This window comes from Pseudomonas sp. P1_F7 (assembly GCF_056405655.1).
Map to the genome: position 1 here is coordinate 369,519 of NZ_JBFUBR010000002.1, position 16,267 is coordinate 385,785.

Genomic DNA, 16,267 nt, shown 5'->3' on the forward strand with positions numbered 1-16,267 from the left:
AAAGGTCCTCATTCCTTGATGCAATCGACGGTGTAGCACCGTCCACTGCCCTGATCTTCATGTTGCAATCCGTGCACATCAGCAACGAACCCCGGGAAACTGCTATCGAAAGTGCGGGCAAACGCCAGGTAATCGATGATCGAACGGGTCGACTCGGTAAAACGCTCGCCCGGCATGATCAGCGGAATGCCGGGCGGATACGGCACCAGCATCACCGCGGCGATCCGCCCGTCCAGCGCATCGATCGACACGGCTTCGACTTCACCCCGCACCAATTGATCATAGGCGTCCGCCGGCTTCATCGCGACTTCCGGCAGTACGGTATACATGCGCTTAAGGTGCCTGGCCGTGGCATTGCTGCGGTAACAGGCATGTAACTGGTCGCATAAATCACGCAGGCCCATGCCCTGATAGCGCGCGACATTTTCTTGCGCCACGCAGGGCAGACAACTGGCCAGACTGACGTTGGCGTCATAACTGCGCTTGAATTCCAGCAATTCGGTGAGCAGCGTGCTCCATTTGCCCTTGGTGATGCCCATGGAAAACAACACCAGGAACGAATACAGCCCGGTCTTTTCGACGACCAGGCCGCGTTCCCAAAGGAACTTGCTGACCACCGCCGCCGGAATACCTCGCTCGCTGAGGGCGCCACCGGCTGTCAATCCCGGCATCACCAGCGTGACCTTGATCGGGTCGAGCAACACATAATCGTCGGTCACGCCGCCAAAGCCGTGCCAGTCGGCATCGGGTTGCAACAACCAGTCCTCGGTGACGACCCGCTCGATGCCTTCCGCCGACGGCGGTTGCCAGATCGAAAACCACCAGTCATCCGCGGCAATGTGCTGGCGCAAATTGGCCAGCGCCCGGCGAAAACTCAAGGCTTCGTCGAACATTTCCTGCAGCAGCGAGCGCCCGGCCGGACCTTCCATCATCGCCGAAGCCACATCCAGCGAGGCGATGATGCCGTACTGCGGCGAGGTCGATATGTGCATCATGAATGCTTCGTTGAAGCGATCCCGATCCAGTTGCCGTGCCCCGCCATCGCGCACATGAATCATCGACGCCTGACTGAAAGCCGCCAGCAATTTGTGGGTGGAATGAGTGGTAAACACCAGCGGGCTGCCTTCATCACGGGACGTGCCCATACCGTAGCGCCCGGCAAAAAACTCATGAAACGCCGCATAGGCGTACCAGGCCTCGTCGAAGTGCAACACCTCAACGCTATTGCCCAGTTGCTGCCTGATCAGCTCGGCGTTGTAGCAGAGGCCGTCATACGTCGAATTGGTCACCACCGCGAGTTTGACCTTCGGTGATCGCCCCTTGGTCAGCGGACTGGCGTCGATCTTGGCCTGGATCGATTCGCGGCTGAACTCGCTCAGGGGAATCGGGCCGATGATTCCCAGCTCATTACGCTCCGGACACAAGTACAGCGGTATGGCGCCGGTCATGATGATCGAGTGCAGCACCGACTTATGGCAATTGCGATCCACCAGCACCAGATCATCGCGAGCGACCACCGAATGCCAGACAATCTTGTTGGCCGTGGACGTACCATTGATCACGAAAAAGGTGTGATCGGCGCCGAAATTGCGTGCTGCACGGGCCTCGGCTTCAGCCAGGGGGCCGGTGTGATCGAGCAAGGAGCCGAGCTCCGGCACCGACACCGAAAGGTCCGAGCGCAAAGTGTTTTCCCCGAAAAACTGGTGAAACGCCTGCCCGACCGGACTTTTGTGATACGCCACGCCACCGCCGTGACCGGGGGTGTGCCAGGAATAGTTGGAATCCGCCGTGTGTTGCACCAAGGCCTTGAAAAACGGCGGCAACAGGCCATCAAGGTATTTGCGCGCGGCGCGGGCCACCTGTCGGGCGAGAAAGGGCACCGTGTCTTCAAACAGGTAAAGAATGCCGCGCAACTGATTGAGCTCGGCCATGGCGTCTGCAGGCGCGTTTTCCAGGGTCACTTTTTCGCCCAGGGCAAAGATCGGTAGATCCGGTGCACGCACCCGCGCCAGACCAATCAGTTCGGCCATGTTTTGCAACAAATGGGAATGGGTGCTGGCGTCCTCAGACGCAATCAACATGCAAGACAGGCCATGGTAAGTCGACGCCACCAGTCGCCCTTCGGTGTAGTCCACCGCCGAAACGACGCTGAACCCTTCCTGCTCCAGCTCCCGGGCAATCCCCCGCACGCGGTCGCCGGCAACGCTGTCGGCCTTGATGTCGCGATGGACAATCAGGACCGGGAATTTCAAATCTTTATACATGAGGCTCAGTGTCCTGAGGCGGCAGACCAGAGCCTGCCAATCACCTCAGGGTAGAGTGTTGCAGCGGATGTAGCGAGCGGGATGCCCTGAAATGGATCACAAGGTGTCCCTTTTTCCGAAAGGGTCAAGCCTGAGCTTCAGCCTCGGCCAGTTGCACCCACAACGCCGGAGCACCAGCGGATTTGCTGATGATTTCCAGGCGCGCCGCGTGGCGGGCCAGGTCATCTTCGCTGGCGCGGATGATGCGCGTTGGCTGGCGGTCGGCCGGCAAACGGCGGATCTCGGTGGCCGAATTGTCCGCCCCTTCACCGGAGCCATTGCCATCGGAGGCGTTACCGGCCAGGGACAGGCTGGTCTGCCCCCCGGTCATGGTCAGGTAGACGTCGGCAAGAATCTCGGAGTCGAGCAAGGCGCCGTGTAGTTCACGGCCGGAGTTGTCAACACCGTAGCGCTTGCACAAGGCGTCGAGGCTGTTGCGCTGCCCCGGGTGACGTTCCCGGGCCATCATCAGGGTGTCGAGGATCGTGCAGTGTTGCGTGATGTCCGCGCGGTCCTGCTGGCCCATCAGGGCAAATTCGTTGTTGATGAAGCCAACGTCGAACGCCGCGTTATGGATGATCAGCTGCGCGCCCTTGATGAACTCGAAGAACTCTTCAGCCACCTCGGCAAAACGCGGCTTGCCCACGAGGAATTCGTTGGTGATACCGTGGACGCCGATGGCGCCCTCGTCACTTTCGCGATCGGGTTGCAGGTACACGTGAAAGTGCCGGCCCGTCAGGCGACGGCCGATCAACTCGACACAACCGATTTCAATAATCCGGTGGCCGTCGGTCACCGGCATGCCGGTGGTTTCGGTGTCGAGTACAACGGATCTGGTGGCCATCAGTGCTCAGCTCTCAATCGGTGTTCGGGCAAAAGCCGCGATATTAACACGGTCCCCGTAGGCAGACATCGCGATCAGTCCTGCTTGTACCCGCGCACTTCATCGACGCCACGGTTGGCCAACTGGTCGGCCCGTTCGTTGCCGTGATGGCCAATGTGTCCGCGCACCCATTTCCAGGTGACCTTGTGGCGGTTGACCTGCTCGTCGAGCAACTTCCACAGATCAGCGTTTTTCACCGGCTCCTTCGCCGCGGTTTTCCAGCCGCGCTTCTTCCAGTTGTCCATCCACTCGTTGATGCCTTTCATCACGTACTGGGAGTCGGTCACCAGCAGCACCTCGCAAGGACGCTTGAGCTCTTCCAGGCCACGGATTGCACCCATCAGTTCCATGCGGTTGTTGGTGGTATTGGCTTCGCCGCCCCACAGTTCCTTTTCGACGCCCTTACACACCAGCAGTGCGCCCCAGCCGCCAGGGCCAGGGTTGCCTTTGCAGGCGCCGTCGGTGAACAGTTCTACGCTATCGCTCATGCCAATCTATCCAGAAAATGCGCTGGCCCGCCGATCGCTGATCGACGACGGCCGAAGCCGGGACAGGCCCGGCCGCAAATAAAAAGTGTGTATTACGGTTCGATGTTGCGCCGGTTGACCTTGGCCATCGGCAACGGGATCAACTTGCCCATCGGCTCGCGCCGCTCCTGACGTACTGGCCGCAAGCCCACCACGATCTTGCGCGCCACCAACAGATAGAAGCCGCCGCCCGAGAGTTGCCAGTCACCGGCCTTGCGCTCCCAACCGGCCAGGCGGGCCTGCCACGCCGGTGACGCGAGCGGCGGACGATAGCACCCGAAGCGGCGTTTCTCCAGCGCGAAGCCCAGCAGGTTCAGCCAGTCCGCGACCCGTGACGGCGAAATGCAGCGCGCCTTGCGCAGCGCATCCTGGGCAAATACATGCCGCAGCCCCCAACTGCTCCAGGGGTTGATGCCAATGATCAGCAAATGCCCGCCGGGCCTTACGCTGCTGGCCGCCTCGCGAAGCAAACCGTGGGGAGACAGGCAGAAATCCAGGCCATGCTGCAGCACCACCACGTCGGCAGCATGCTCGCTCAGCGGCCAGGCCTGCTCTTCACAAACGATCTCGACCCCCGGCAACGGCGCGCCCAGGCGCACATTGCGCTGCACCTGCGGCGCTGACGGCGGGGTCTGGGCCGAGGGACCGTAATGCACCAGATAGCCACCAAAGAACCGCCCGAGCTCGTCTTCGAGCATGCGCCGCTCTTCGTCCAGCAGAAATTGCCCGAGGGGACCGGCCAGCCACTCGCGGGCCGCGCTGATCAACGCCAGCCAGTCAGGATCGGCCTGTGCGAACGCTTTATCAGTCATTGCATTCTCCAACGCGCCAGGAAGCTCTAAGATGCGCCAATGTTTTCCGCTTGGCGAATCCGACGATGATACAGATCACTGCCCTGCCCGCCTTCACCGACAACTACATCTGGTTGTTACAGGACCACGGCAGCAAACGCTGCGCGGTGGTGGATCCGGGTGATGCCGCCCCGGTACAAGCCTGGCTCGCGGCCAATCCGGGCTGGGTACTGAGTGATATTTTGATCACTCACCACCATCATGACCACGTCGGCGGCGTCGAATTGCTGAAGAAAGCGACAAACGCGAAGGTCTATGGCCCGGCCAGCGAAAAGATCCCGGCGCGGGACGTTGCGCTCAAAGACAACGACAAGGTCAGTGTGCTCGGCTTGGACTTCGATATCTTCGCGGTCCCTGGCCACACCCTGGGGCATATCGCCTATTACCATCACGGCTTGCTGTTCTGCGGCGACACCTTGTTCGCCGCCGGCTGCGGGCGATTGTTTGAAGGCACGCCACAGCAAATGTACAGCTCGCTGACACGCCTCGCGGCGTTGCCGGAAGACACGCTGGTCTACTGCACCCACGAATACACCCTCAGCAACCTGAAGTTTGCGGCGGCCGTCGAACCGAACAATCCGGACACCGCCGAGCGCCTGGCCAAGGTCACCCGCCAACGGCAATCCGGGATCATGACGCTGCCGTCGACACTGGCACTGGAAAAGCTCACAAACCCGTTTTTGCGCTCCGGTGAAACATCCGTTAAAGAAAAAGCGGACGAACGGACCGGCACCGATAACTCGGCGCCCGATATGGTTTTTGCTGCGCTTCGAGCGTGGAAAGATACGTTCTAAAGGGACCTCAAAAGGTTGCAACAATTCTGAAAGGTTGACCGCGCAGGGTGCGCTTTCTAGAATCGCCCGACATTTTTGCCCGGAACTTTCTTCCAGCCAATGTCGTCACCTATTCGCAAAGCCATCAGTTCAGACGCATTGACCCGCTTGGCTCAAGCCATCGCGGTGGCTGTGTCCGCCACCCTGGCGGGCTGTTCCAGCCATGCGCCGCAGACCGATGCGGCGCACACGCAGAACATCGCTGCGCGCGCCAAGCAGAAGCCGATCTGGCTCAGCGAAAAACCCAGCCCGCAAATTCCTCAGGACGTCTGGGAGCGCATGCGTCAGGGCTTCCAGTTGCAGGACGGACTGGGCGTCAACCCGCGCATCGAGCAACAGCGTCTTTGGTTCGCCAGCAATCCTTCCTTCCTCGAAAACGCCGGCGAACGTGGCAGCCTCTACATTCACTACATCGTCGAACGCCTTGAAGAGCGCAACATGCCGCTGGAACTGGCCCTGCTGCCAGTGATTGAAAGTGCCTACAACCCGATGGCCTATTCCCGGGCCGACGCGGTGGGTCTTTGGCAATTCATCCCGTCCACCGGGCGTTACTTCAACCTGCGTCAAACCCGTTTCTATGATGGCCGTCGCGACATCACCGCGTCGACCACCGCCGCGCTGGATTACCTGACCCGCCTGCACGACATGTTCAACGGCGACTGGATGCTGGCCCTGGCGGCCTACAACGCCGGCGAAGGCACCGTCAGCCGGGCCATCGAGCGCAACGAACGCCTCGGCCTGCCGACCGACTACTGGAACCTGCCGCTGCCCTCCGAAACCCAGGCCTACGTGCCGAAGTTGCTGGCACTGTCGCAGGTGGTGATGGCGCCGGAAGCCTATGGCGTGAACCTCAACCCGATCGCCAACGAACCTTACTTCAAGGTCGTCGAAATCAACCAGCGCATGGACCTGTCCAAGGTTGCCGAAGTCGCCAACATCGACGAAGACGAACTGTTCCAGCTCAACCCGGCCTTCAAGCAGCGCACCACCATCGACGGCCCGCAGCATCTACTGGTTCCGACCTCCAAGGCGCAACTGCTGACCAGCAGCCTGCAGACCATGCGCCCTGAAGAGTTGATCAGCAAGAAATCGCTCAAGCCGGTCTTCGAAGGTGCCGACGATACTCAGGTCGCCAGCGTCAAGCGTTCCTACCGGGTCAAACGGGGTGACAGCCTCGGCTCCATCGCCAAGGCCAACAACGTTGACGTGCAGGACCTGCAACGCTGGAACAAACTGACCGGCAAGAACCTCAAGCCCGGCCAGACCCTCGTCATGCAGGACAACAGCAAACGCAGTTCCGGGCGCGTCAACACCGTGATTGCGGCGAATACCAAGAAGCAGCAGACCACGTACAAGGTCCAGCAAGGCGACTCGCTGTACATCGTGGCCAAGCGCTTCAATGTAGAGATGCAGCACCTCAAGCGCTGGAACCCGCGTGTCGGTCAGGCGCTGAAGCCTGGTCAGATGTTGACGGTAGCCAATCCGCACTAAAAAACAGCCCCTGATTTCAGGGGCTTTTTTATGTCCGCGCAGGGTTTGTGGCCCGGCCGATATTGCGCATTAACCCCCCGTCTTTTTCCTGTCCATACAAGCTGTTACTGTACGATCCACAAAGCCCAAGCCGCCTGGATCGGATCCTCTATTTGAAGCGTCCCCTGCCCCTGCTCCTGATCAGCCTGGCCTTGAGCTCCACCGCAAGCGCGACGATCAGCGAAAGCCATGGTTATGCGCAGTTCGGCACGCTCAAGTACCCGGCCCGATTTACCCACTTCGACTGGGTCAACCCGCAAGCGCCCAAGGGCGGTACGTTGCGGGCGATGGCGTTTGGCACCTTCGATACGCTCAACCCGTACACCTTCAAGGGCACCAGCCCGGTCACCACACCGAACTTCCTGCAATACGGCATCAACGAGCTCAACGAGCCGCTGATGGTCGGCACCGGGCAGTACGCGCCTTCGGGTGACGAACCAGCGTCCAGCTATGGCCTGATTGCCCAGACGGTGGAGTACAGCGAGAACCGCAGCTGGGTGGTGTTCAACCTGCGTCCCGAAGCACGTTTCCATGACGGCACGCCAATCACCGCCTACGACGTCGCGTTCTCCTATCGCGTGCTGCTCAAGGAAGGCCATCCGCTGTACCGCACCAGTCTTCAGGAAGTGTCGCGGGTCGACATCCTCACCCCCCGGCGGATCCGCTTCGTGTTCAAGCGTGCCGGCAATCCGCTGCTGATCCTGCGCCTGGGCGAAATGCCGGTATTGCCGCAGCACTACTGGAAAGGTCGTGACTTCAAGGCCACCACTTTCGAGCCGCCGCTGGGCAGCGGGCCGTATCGCATCACCTCGGTCACGCCAGGGCGGCAGATCGTCTTCGAACGGATCAAGGACTACTGGGGCAAGGACCTGCCGGTCAATCGCGGCAAGTACAATTTCGACAGAATGGAAGTCGAGTTCTACCGTGACAGCGACGTGGCGTTCGAGGCATTCAAGGCCGGTGAATTCGACATCTATATCGAGCATCAGGCGAAAAACTGGGACACCGGCTACAACTTCCCCGCCATACGCCGCGGTGACGTGATCAAGGCGCAGATCCCCCACCAGATCCCGACCCAGACCCAGGGCCTGTTCATGAACAGCCGCCGTCCGGCTTTCACCGACGCCAAGGTCCGTGAAGCGCTGGGGCTGATGTTCAACTTTGAATGGACCAACCGCACGCTGTTCAGCGACGCCTACCAACGTGCCATGAGCTACTACCCCAACAGCGAGTTCTCGGCCAGCGGTTTGCCGGTCGGGCATGAATGGCTGTTGCTCAAGCCCTATCGTGAACAGCTGCCGGCCAGGCTCTTTACCGAACCGTTCAGCCTGCCGCAGACCGACGGGCGTGGCATCCCCCGGGAGACCTTGCGCAAAGCCCTCGGCCTGCTCGCCGAAGCCGGCTGGAAGCTCAATGGCCAGCGCCTGCAAAACACCGCAGGGCAGCCGTTGCGACTGGAACTGCTGCTGGTCAACCCGAACCTGGAACGCATCCTCCAGCCTTACGTCGAAAACCTCGCCAGCATTGGCGTCGATGCGCGGCTGCGCACGGTCGATCGCGCGCAATACAAGCAGCGCCTCGACCAGTTCGATTTCGACATGATACTGATGACCCTCAACCAGACGCTCAGCCCGGGCCTGGAACAATGGCAGTACTTTCACTCCAGCCAGGCCGGGGTCAAGGGCAGCAAGAACTACGCCGGCATTGCCAACCCGGTGGTCGACCATTTGCTCGAGCAGTTACTGGCGGCCCAGACTCGCGATGAACAAGTCGCCGCCGGCAAGGCCCTCGACCGCGTGCTGCTGTGGCAGCACTACATCGTTCCCAACTGGTACCTCAATTATCACCGTCTGGCGTACCGCAACCGGCTCGCCTTCGTCACCACGCCGCCCTACACCCTGGGCCTTAACGCGTGGTGGCTGAAATCTTCGGAGAAAGATCAATGAACCCCATCCGCACCCTGCTCTTGCAGGCCAGCGGCCTGTTGTTCGCCGGGCTGGCCTGCGCCGCCCCGCAACATGCCGTGACCCTGTACAACGAGCCGCCGAAATACCCCGCCGACTTCAAACATTTCGATTACGTCAATCCCGACGCGCCCAAGGGCGGGATTTTCCGTCAGGCCGGTTTCGGCGGCTTCGACAGCCTTAACCCGTTCATCAGCAAAGGCGTGCCGGCAGACGATATCGGCATGATCTACGACACCCTGGCCAAACAGGGCCTCGATGAGCCGTTCACCGAGTACGGCCTGATCGCCCGCCTGATCGAGAAAGCCCCGGACAACGGCTGGGTGCGCTTCTACCTGCGCCCCGAAGCACGTTTCCACGACGGCCACCCGATACGTGCCGAAGACGTGGTGTTCAGCTTCCAGATGCTGACCAAGGACGGCGCGCCGATGTACCGCGGCTACTACAACGACGTGGCGGAAGTGGTCGCCGAAGACCCGCTGACCGTGCTGTTCAAGTTCAAGCACACCAACAACCGCGAGTTGCCGCTGATCCTTGGCCAGTTGCCGGTGCTGCCCAAGCATTGGTGGGCCGACCGCGACTTCAACAAGGGCAACCTGGAAATTCCGCTGGGCAGCGGCCCGTACAAAGTCAGCGAAGTGAAGGCCGGGCGCTCGGTGCGCTATGAGCGCGTCAAGGATTACTGGGGCAAGGACCTGCCAGTCAATCGCGGTTTCTATAACTTCGACGTGATGACCACCGACTATTACCGCGACAACACCGTGGCCCTGGAAGCGCTCAAGGCCGGGCAGTTCGACTACTGGCTGGAAATGACCGCGAAAAACTGGGCCAATGCCTACAACACTCCGGCAGTCACCGAAGGTCGACTGGTCAAGGAACAGATTCCCAACGGCAATCCGACCGGCATGCAAGGTTTCGTGTTCAATTTGCGCCGCCCGGTGTTCCAGGATGTGCGCGTGCGCCAGGCCTTGTCGCTGTTGCTGGACTTCGAATGGACCAACAAGCAGCTGTTCAACGGCGCCTACGCGCGCACCCGCAGCTATTTCGAGAACTCGGAAATGGCCGCCACCGGCCTGCCTGATGCCGATCAGGTGGCGATCCTAGAACCGTTCCGCAGCAAGCTGCCGCCGCAAGTGTTCAGCGAAGCGTTCCAAAACCCGACCACCGACGGCAGCGGCATGATCCGCGCCCAGCAACGGCAAGCCTATCAACTGCTGCAGGAGGCCGGCTGGCGCATCGTCGATGACAAAATGGTGGATGCCATCGGCAAACCGGTGGTCATCGAATTCCTGTTGGCCCAGACCGAATTCGAACGGGTGCTGCTGCCATTCAAGCGCAACCTGAGTGACCTGGGCATTGATCTGGTGATCCGCCGGGTCGACGTCTCGCAATACATCAACCGCGTGCGTTCCCGGGACTTCGACATGATTGTCGGCAGCTTCCCGCAGTCCAACTCGCCGGGTAACGAACAACGGGAATTCTGGATGTCGGCCGCCGCCGACAAACCCGGCAGCCGCAATTCCATGGGGCTGAAAGATCCGGTGGTCGATCAACTGGTCGAGCAACTGATCAACGCCGATTCGCGCAACAGCCTGGTGGCCCACGCCCGCGCACTGGACCGCGTTCTGCAATGGGGCTATTACGTAATACCCAACTGGCACATCAAGACCTGGCGCGTGGCCTACTGGAACCACATCGGCCATCCAAAGGTCTCGCCTAAATACGACATCGGCACGGCCACCTGGTGGGTCAAGCCCGACATCAAGCCGGCGATAGAAGTCGAAACTACACTGCAGACCGATCCTGCAGGCACGGAGTAATCAGATGCTGGCGTATATTTTTCGGCGACTGCTGCTGATCATTCCGACCTTGTTTGGCATCTTGCTGATCAACTTCGTGATCATCCAGGCCGCTCCGGGCGGGCCGGTTGAGCAGATGATCGCCAAGCTCGAAGGCTTCGAAGGCGCTACCAGCCGTATCGCCGGCGGCGGCGCCGAAGTCTCGGTGGCTGGTTCCGCCTATCGCGGCGCCCAGGGCCTGGACCCGGCGCTGATCAAGGAAATCGAGCACATGTACGGCTTCGACAAATCGGCACCGGAACGCTTGTGGATCATGGTCAAGAACTATGCGTCCCTGGATTTCGGCGACAGCTTCTTCCGCGACGCCAAGGTCATCGACCTGATCAAGGAAAAGATGCCAGTCTCGATCTCCCTCGGGCTGTGGAGCACGCTGATCATGTACCTGGTGTCGATCCCGCTGGGGATCGCCAAGGCCAAGCGGCACGGCAGCCACTTCGACGTCTGGACCAGTTCGGCGATCATCGTCGGCTACGCGATCCCGGCGTTCCTGTTCGCCATCCTGTTGATCGTGGTGTTCGCCGGCGGCAGCTACCTGGACTGGTTCCCGTTGCGCGGGCTGACCTCGAACAACTTCGATGAACTGAGCATGGGCGGCAAGATCCTCGACTACTTCTGGCACCTGGCACTGCCGGTGACCGCACTGGTGATCGGCAACTTCGCGACCATGACCCTGCTGACCAAAAACAGCTTCCTCGACGAAATCAACAAGCAGTACGTGATCACCGCCAGGGCCAAGGGCCTGACCAACCACCGCGTGCTGTACGGCCACGTGTTCCGCAACGCCATGCTGCTGGTGATCGCCGGTTTCCCCTCGGCCCTCATCGGCATCTTCTTCACCGGTTCGTTGCTGGTGGAGGTGATCTTCTCCCTCGACGGCCTCGGCCTGATGAGTTTCGAAGCGGCGATCAACCGTGATTACCCGGTGGTGTTCGGCACGCTGTTCATCTTCACCCTGCTCGGGCTGGTGGTGAAACTGATCGGCGACCTCACCTACACCTTTGTCGATCCGCGCATCGACTTCGAAAGCCGGGAGCATTGAGATGAACCTGTCCCCTCTCAATCGCCGACGCTTCGAACTGTTCAAGGCCAACAAGCGTGGCTGGTGGTCGCTGTGGCTGTTCCTGATCCTGTTTGGCGCAAGCCTGGGCGCCGAACTGATTGCCAATGACAAGCCGCTGGCGGTGCATTACGACAACAACTGGTACTTCCCGGCGCTCAAGCGCTACCCGGAAACCACCTTCGGCGGCGAGTTTCCACTGGAAGCCAATTACAAGAGCCCGTACATCCGCGAACTGCTCAAGGCCAAGGACGCCTGGGTGCTGTGGGCGCCGATTCCCTACAGCTACCAGAGCATCAACTACGACCTGAAAGTCCCGGCCCCGGCACCGCCCTCGACGGACAACGTGCTGGGCACCGACGATCAGGGCCGCGACGTGTTGGCCCGGGTGATCTACGGTTTCCGCATTTCGGTACTGTTCGCCCTGACCCTGACCGTGCTCAGCTCGATCATCGGCGTGATCGCCGGGGCCTTGCAGGGTTTCTACGGCGGTTGGGTGGATCTGGCCGGGCAGCGCTTCCTGGAGATCTGGTCCGGACTGCCGGTGCTGTACCTGCTGATCATCCTTGCCAGTTTCGTGCAGCCCAACTTCTGGTGGTTGCTGGGGATCATGCTGCTGTTCTCGTGGATGAGCCTGGTGGACGTGGTACGCGCCGAATTCCTGCGCGGGCGTAACCTGGAATACGTACGCGCCGCCCGCGCCCTGGGCATGCAGAACGGTGCGATCATGTTCCGCCACATCCTGCCCAACGCGATGGTCTCGACCATGACCTTCATGCCGTTCATCCTCACCGGCGCCATCGGCACATTGACCGCCCTGGACTTCCTCGGATTCGGCCTGCCGGCGGGCAGCCCATCCCTGGGTGAACTTGTGGCCCAGGGCAAATCCAACCTGCAAGCACCGTGGCTGGGCATCAGCGCCTTTGCCGTGCTGGCCTTGATGTTGAGTTTGCTGGTGTTCATCGGCGAGTCCGCTCGCGATGCCTTCGACCCGAGGAAGTAAAATGAATCAGAACAATCTGATCGAAGTGCGCGACCTGTCCGTCGACTTTGTCGTCGGCAATCGCTGCCAGCTGGCGGTCGAAGGTGTCAGCTTCGACATCAAGCGCGGTGAAACCCTGGCTTTGGTCGGCGAGAGCGGTTCCGGTAAATCGGTAACAGCGCATTCGATCCTGCGCCTGCTGCCCTACCCGCTCGCGCGGCATCCGTCCGGCACCATCTTGTATTCCGGGCAGAACCTGCTGGACCTGAAAGAAAAAACCATTCGCCACATTCGCGGCAACCGCATTGCGATGATCTTCCAGGAGCCGATGACCTCGCTCAATCCCCTGCACTCAATCGAAAAGCAGATCAACGAGGTGCTGGGCATCCACAAGGGCCTGACCGGCAAGGTCGCGACCAAACGCACGCTGGAGCTGCTGGAGATGGTCGGCATCCCCGAGCCGCACAAGCGCCTCAAGGCCCTGCCCCACGAATTGTCCGGCGGCCAGCGCCAGCGGGTGATGATCGCCATGGCCCTGGCCAACGAGCCGGAACTGCTGATTGCCGACGAGCCGACCACCGCGCTGGACGTGACCGTTCAGCTGAAAATCCTCGAATTGCTCAAGGAACTGCAGGCCCGATTGGGCATGGCGCTGCTGCTGATCAGCCACGATTTGAACCTTGTGCGAAGAATTGCGCATCGCGTATGTGTCATGCGGCAAGGTTGCATCGTCGAACAGGCATCGTGCGAAGAACTGTTCCGCGCGCCGCAGCATCCGTACACTCGGGAACTGCTGGCAGCGGAGCCCGGCGGCAAGCCTGCAAGCAACGTGATCGGCCCGCCCTTGCTGGCGGTCGAGGACCTGAAAGTCTGGTTTCCGATCAAGAAAGGCTTGCTCAAGCGCACGGTGGATTACGTCAAGGCGGTGGATGGCATCAACTTCAGCCTGCCCCAGGGCCAGACCCTGGGGATCGTGGGCGAAAGCGGTTCCGGCAAATCGACGCTCGGTCTGGCGATTTTGCGGTTGATCGCCAGCAAAGGCGCCATTCGCTTTGAGGGCAAGCAGCTAGACTGCCTGACGCAGCAACAGGTCCGGCCGCTGCGGCGGGAGATGCAAGTGGTGTTTCAGGACCCGTTCGGCAGCCTGAGCCCACGGATGTGCGTGAATGACATCGTTGGCGAAGGCCTGCGGATCCACAAGATGGGCACCGCGGCGGAACAGGAACAAGCGATCATTGCAGCACTCAAGGAGGTAGGTCTGGATCCGGAAACCCGGCACCGCTACCCCCACGAATTTTCCGGCGGGCAACGGCAAAGAATCGCCATTGCCCGGGCATTGGTGTTAAAACCGGCGTTGATTTTGCTGGACGAGCCGACTTCGGCCCTCGACCGCACCGTACAACGCCAGGTGGTGGAGCTTTTGCGTTCACTGCAAACCAAGTACAACCTGACGTATCTGTTTATCAGCCATGACCTGGCTGTGGTGAAAGCGCTGAGCCACCAGTTGATGGTGGTCAAGCATGGCCAAGTGGTCGAACAGGGAGACGCGCAAAGCATTTTTGCCGCCCCCCAACATCCGTATACACAGCAGTTGCTGGAAGCCGCTTTTCTGGCTCCGGCCACTGCGCAATAACCTGAAAAGAGGAGCAACACATGGGTTTTCTCGCCGGTAAGCGCGTACTGATCGTCGGTGTCGCCAGCAAGCTGTCCATCGCATCCGGCATCGCTGCCGCCATGCATCGCGAGGGCGCTGAGCTTGCCTTCACTTATCAGAACGACAAACTCAAGGGTCGTGTCGAAGAGTTCGCACAAGGCTGGGGCTCGAGCCCTGAGCTGTGCTTTCCGTGCGACGTGGCCAGCGATGAAGAAATCGCCAAGGTCTTCGAAGAGCTGAGCAAGAAGTGGGACGGCCTGGACTGCATCGTGCACTCCGTAGGCTTCGCACCGGGCGACCAACTGGACGGCGACTTCACCGAAGCCACCACCCGTGAAGGTTTCCGCATCTCACACGACATCAGCGCCTACAGCTTCGTGGCCCTGGCCAAGGCCGGCCGCGAAATGATGAAAGGCCGCAACGGCAGCCTGCTGACCCTGTCGTACCTGGGCGCCGAGCGCACCATGCCGAACTACAACGTAATGGGCATGGCCAAGGCTTCCCTGGAAGCTGGCGTACGTTACCTGGCCGGCTCCCTGGGCCCGGACGGTACTCGCGTCAACTGCGTATCGGCTGGCCCGATCCGCACCCTCGCCGCTTCCGGCATCAAGAACTTCCGCAAGATGCTGGCCGCCAACGAAGCGCAAACTCCGCTGCGCCGCAACGTCACCATCGAAGAAGTCGGCAACGCCGGCGCCTTCCTGTGCTCGGACCTGGCGTCCGGCATCAGCGGTGAAATCATGTACGTGGACGGTGGCTTCAACACCACGGCCATGGGCAGCCTCGAAGAGTAATCTTCGGTCAGCCAGATAAAGAACCCGCCTGTTCAGGCGGGTTTTTTATGGACACCACAATCAAAAGATCGCAGCCTTCGGCAGCTCCTACATTGATCTCTGTAGGAGCTGCCGAAGGCTGCGATCTTTTGATCTTCAGAGCAAGCAGTTCGCAAACAACCGCTGAATCGGCTGATTACGCTGGCTGTAACGCTGCAACAAGACAATCTCTCGATAGAAGGTCAGCTCGCCTAAGCGGATCACCCTGACTTTCGCCCCATGCTCAAGCCACAACCCGGCTTCGGGCAATAGCGAAACCCCCAAGCCGCACTCGACCATTTTGACAATCGCCTCCAGTTCATCCAGCTCCAGCGCCACGTGCACCTCGATCTGCCGTTCGCGCAGAAACCGCGTCACCAGTCGCCCGCCAAACGAATTGCGGTCGTAGCGCACATGAGGGTGCTCGGCCAGCAGTTGCAACGGATCATCGCCGTCCAGGTCCGCGGGTACGATCAGCACGAACGGCTCCCGGCGAATCACCTGCGCGGACAACTCCTTGGGCAACTCAAACGGCGGCTTGATCAGGATCGCCAGGTCCACTTCTCCGGTGTCCACCTGGCTCAGCAGGTTCAGTGACACACCGGGCACCAGCTTGGGTTCCAGCAAGGGCGCCTGTTGGCGCAATTTCAACAAAGCCTGGGGCAGCAGCCCGGTCTGGGCAGTCGCCACCGCGCCGATTTTCAGTTCGCCACGGTACTCACTGACATCGTCGCTGACCGCCATGCGGCTGAAGGTTTCGAGCATTTCCCTGGCCATCGGCAACGCTCGCTGCCCCGCCGCATTGAGCAGTGCCTGGCGGCCGGTGCGATCGAACAGACGGATGCCCAGGGCCTGTTCCAGGTTACGAATCTGCGCGCTGACCGCCGACTGCGTCAGGCCGATTTGCATGCCGGCCGCGGCGAAAGTGCCATGACGCGCCACGGCGACAAAAGTTTTCAGTTCTCGCAGCATAGCGGCCTCGATTGATCGAAATAATTTGAGCTCGACGCAA

General features: G+C 60.7%; 13 protein-coding genes. 8 read left to right on the forward strand and 5 right to left on the reverse strand.

What is annotated here, in order from left to right:
• Nucleotides 1-8 precede the first annotated feature (8 nt).
• The 4 genes from AC1D1M_RS03285 to AC1D1M_RS03300 all read right to left on the reverse strand — a co-directional run bounded on the left by AC1D1M_RS03285 (nt 9) and on the right by AC1D1M_RS03300 (nt 4,525).
• Complete coding sequence (locus AC1D1M_RS03285) at nt 9-2,264, reverse strand: Orn/Lys/Arg family decarboxylase (RefSeq protein ID WP_477774507.1); 2,256 nt, start codon at nt 2,262-2,264, stop codon at nt 9-11.
• Nucleotides 2,265-2,388: 124 nt separating this feature from the next.
• Nucleotides 2,389-3,147: a DNA polymerase III subunit epsilon gene (dnaQ, locus tag AC1D1M_RS03290; protein ID WP_477774508.1), complete on the reverse strand. Its 759-nt coding sequence runs from the start codon at nt 3,145-3,147 to the stop codon at nt 2,389-2,391.
• Nucleotides 3,148-3,221: 74 nt separating this feature from the next.
• Nucleotides 3,222-3,674, reverse strand: a complete 453-nt coding sequence (gene rnhA / locus AC1D1M_RS03295) for a ribonuclease HI (protein WP_007996378.1) — start codon at nt 3,672-3,674, stop codon at nt 3,222-3,224.
• A gap of 92 nt (nt 3,675-3,766) precedes the next feature.
• Nucleotides 3,767-4,525 carry a class I SAM-dependent methyltransferase gene (locus AC1D1M_RS03300; RefSeq protein WP_102672001.1) on the reverse strand — a complete coding sequence of 253 codons (759 nt, stop codon included), beginning with the start codon at nt 4,523-4,525 and terminating at the stop codon, nt 3,767-3,769.
• Nucleotides 4,526-4,590: 65 nt separating this feature from the next.
• Between AC1D1M_RS03300 and gloB the strand changes: the two genes are divergently transcribed.
• The 8 genes from gloB (at nt 4,591) to fabI (ending at nt 15,237) form a co-directional block, all read left to right on the forward strand.
• Complete coding sequence (gloB, locus tag AC1D1M_RS03305; protein ID WP_477774509.1) at nt 4,591-5,358, forward strand: hydroxyacylglutathione hydrolase; 768 nt, start codon at nt 4,591-4,593, stop codon at nt 5,356-5,358.
• A 99-nt stretch (nt 5,359-5,457) separates the two neighbouring features.
• Nucleotides 5,458-6,888: a LysM peptidoglycan-binding domain-containing protein gene (locus AC1D1M_RS03310; protein ID WP_477774510.1), complete on the forward strand. Its 1,431-nt coding sequence runs from the start codon at nt 5,458-5,460 to the stop codon at nt 6,886-6,888.
• 164 nt (nt 6,889-7,052) lie between these two features.
• The gene (locus AC1D1M_RS03315) at nt 7,053-8,873 is read left to right on the forward strand and encodes an extracellular solute-binding protein (RefSeq protein ID WP_477774651.1); all 1,821 of its coding nucleotides are present in this window, start codon (nt 7,053-7,055) and stop codon (nt 8,871-8,873) included.
• A complete protein-coding gene (locus AC1D1M_RS03320) occupies nt 8,870-10,711 on the forward strand; it encodes an extracellular solute-binding protein (RefSeq protein WP_477774511.1) in 1,842 nt (613 codons plus the stop codon). Before AC1D1M_RS03315 ends, AC1D1M_RS03320 begins: the two co-directional genes overlap by 4 nt.
• Nucleotides 10,712-10,715: 4 nt before the next feature.
• A complete protein-coding gene (locus tag AC1D1M_RS03325; protein WP_008051869.1) occupies nt 10,716-11,789 on the forward strand; it encodes a microcin C ABC transporter permease YejB in 1,074 nt (357 codons plus the stop codon).
• Nucleotide 11,790: 1 nt separating this feature from the next.
• Nucleotides 11,791-12,810, forward strand: coding sequence for an ABC transporter permease (locus tag AC1D1M_RS03330; protein ID WP_477774512.1), 1,020 nt, complete (start codon nt 11,791-11,793; stop codon nt 12,808-12,810).
• Nucleotide 12,811: 1 nt separating this feature from the next.
• Nucleotides 12,812-14,422 carry an ABC transporter ATP-binding protein gene (locus AC1D1M_RS03335; protein ID WP_477774513.1) on the forward strand — a complete coding sequence of 537 codons (1,611 nt, stop codon included), beginning with the start codon at nt 12,812-12,814 and terminating at the stop codon, nt 14,420-14,422.
• Nucleotides 14,423-14,442: 20 nt separating this feature from the next.
• A complete protein-coding gene (gene fabI / locus AC1D1M_RS03340; RefSeq protein WP_057398455.1) occupies nt 14,443-15,237 on the forward strand; it encodes an enoyl-ACP reductase FabI in 795 nt (264 codons plus the stop codon).
• Between the two features lie 135 nt (nt 15,238-15,372).
• On the opposite strand, the gene AC1D1M_RS03345 is transcribed toward fabI, so the two are convergent.
• Nucleotides 15,373-16,227: a LysR family transcriptional regulator gene (locus AC1D1M_RS03345; protein ID WP_477774514.1), complete on the reverse strand. Its 855-nt coding sequence runs from the start codon at nt 16,225-16,227 to the stop codon at nt 15,373-15,375.
• Nucleotides 16,228-16,267: the final 40 nt, after the last annotated feature.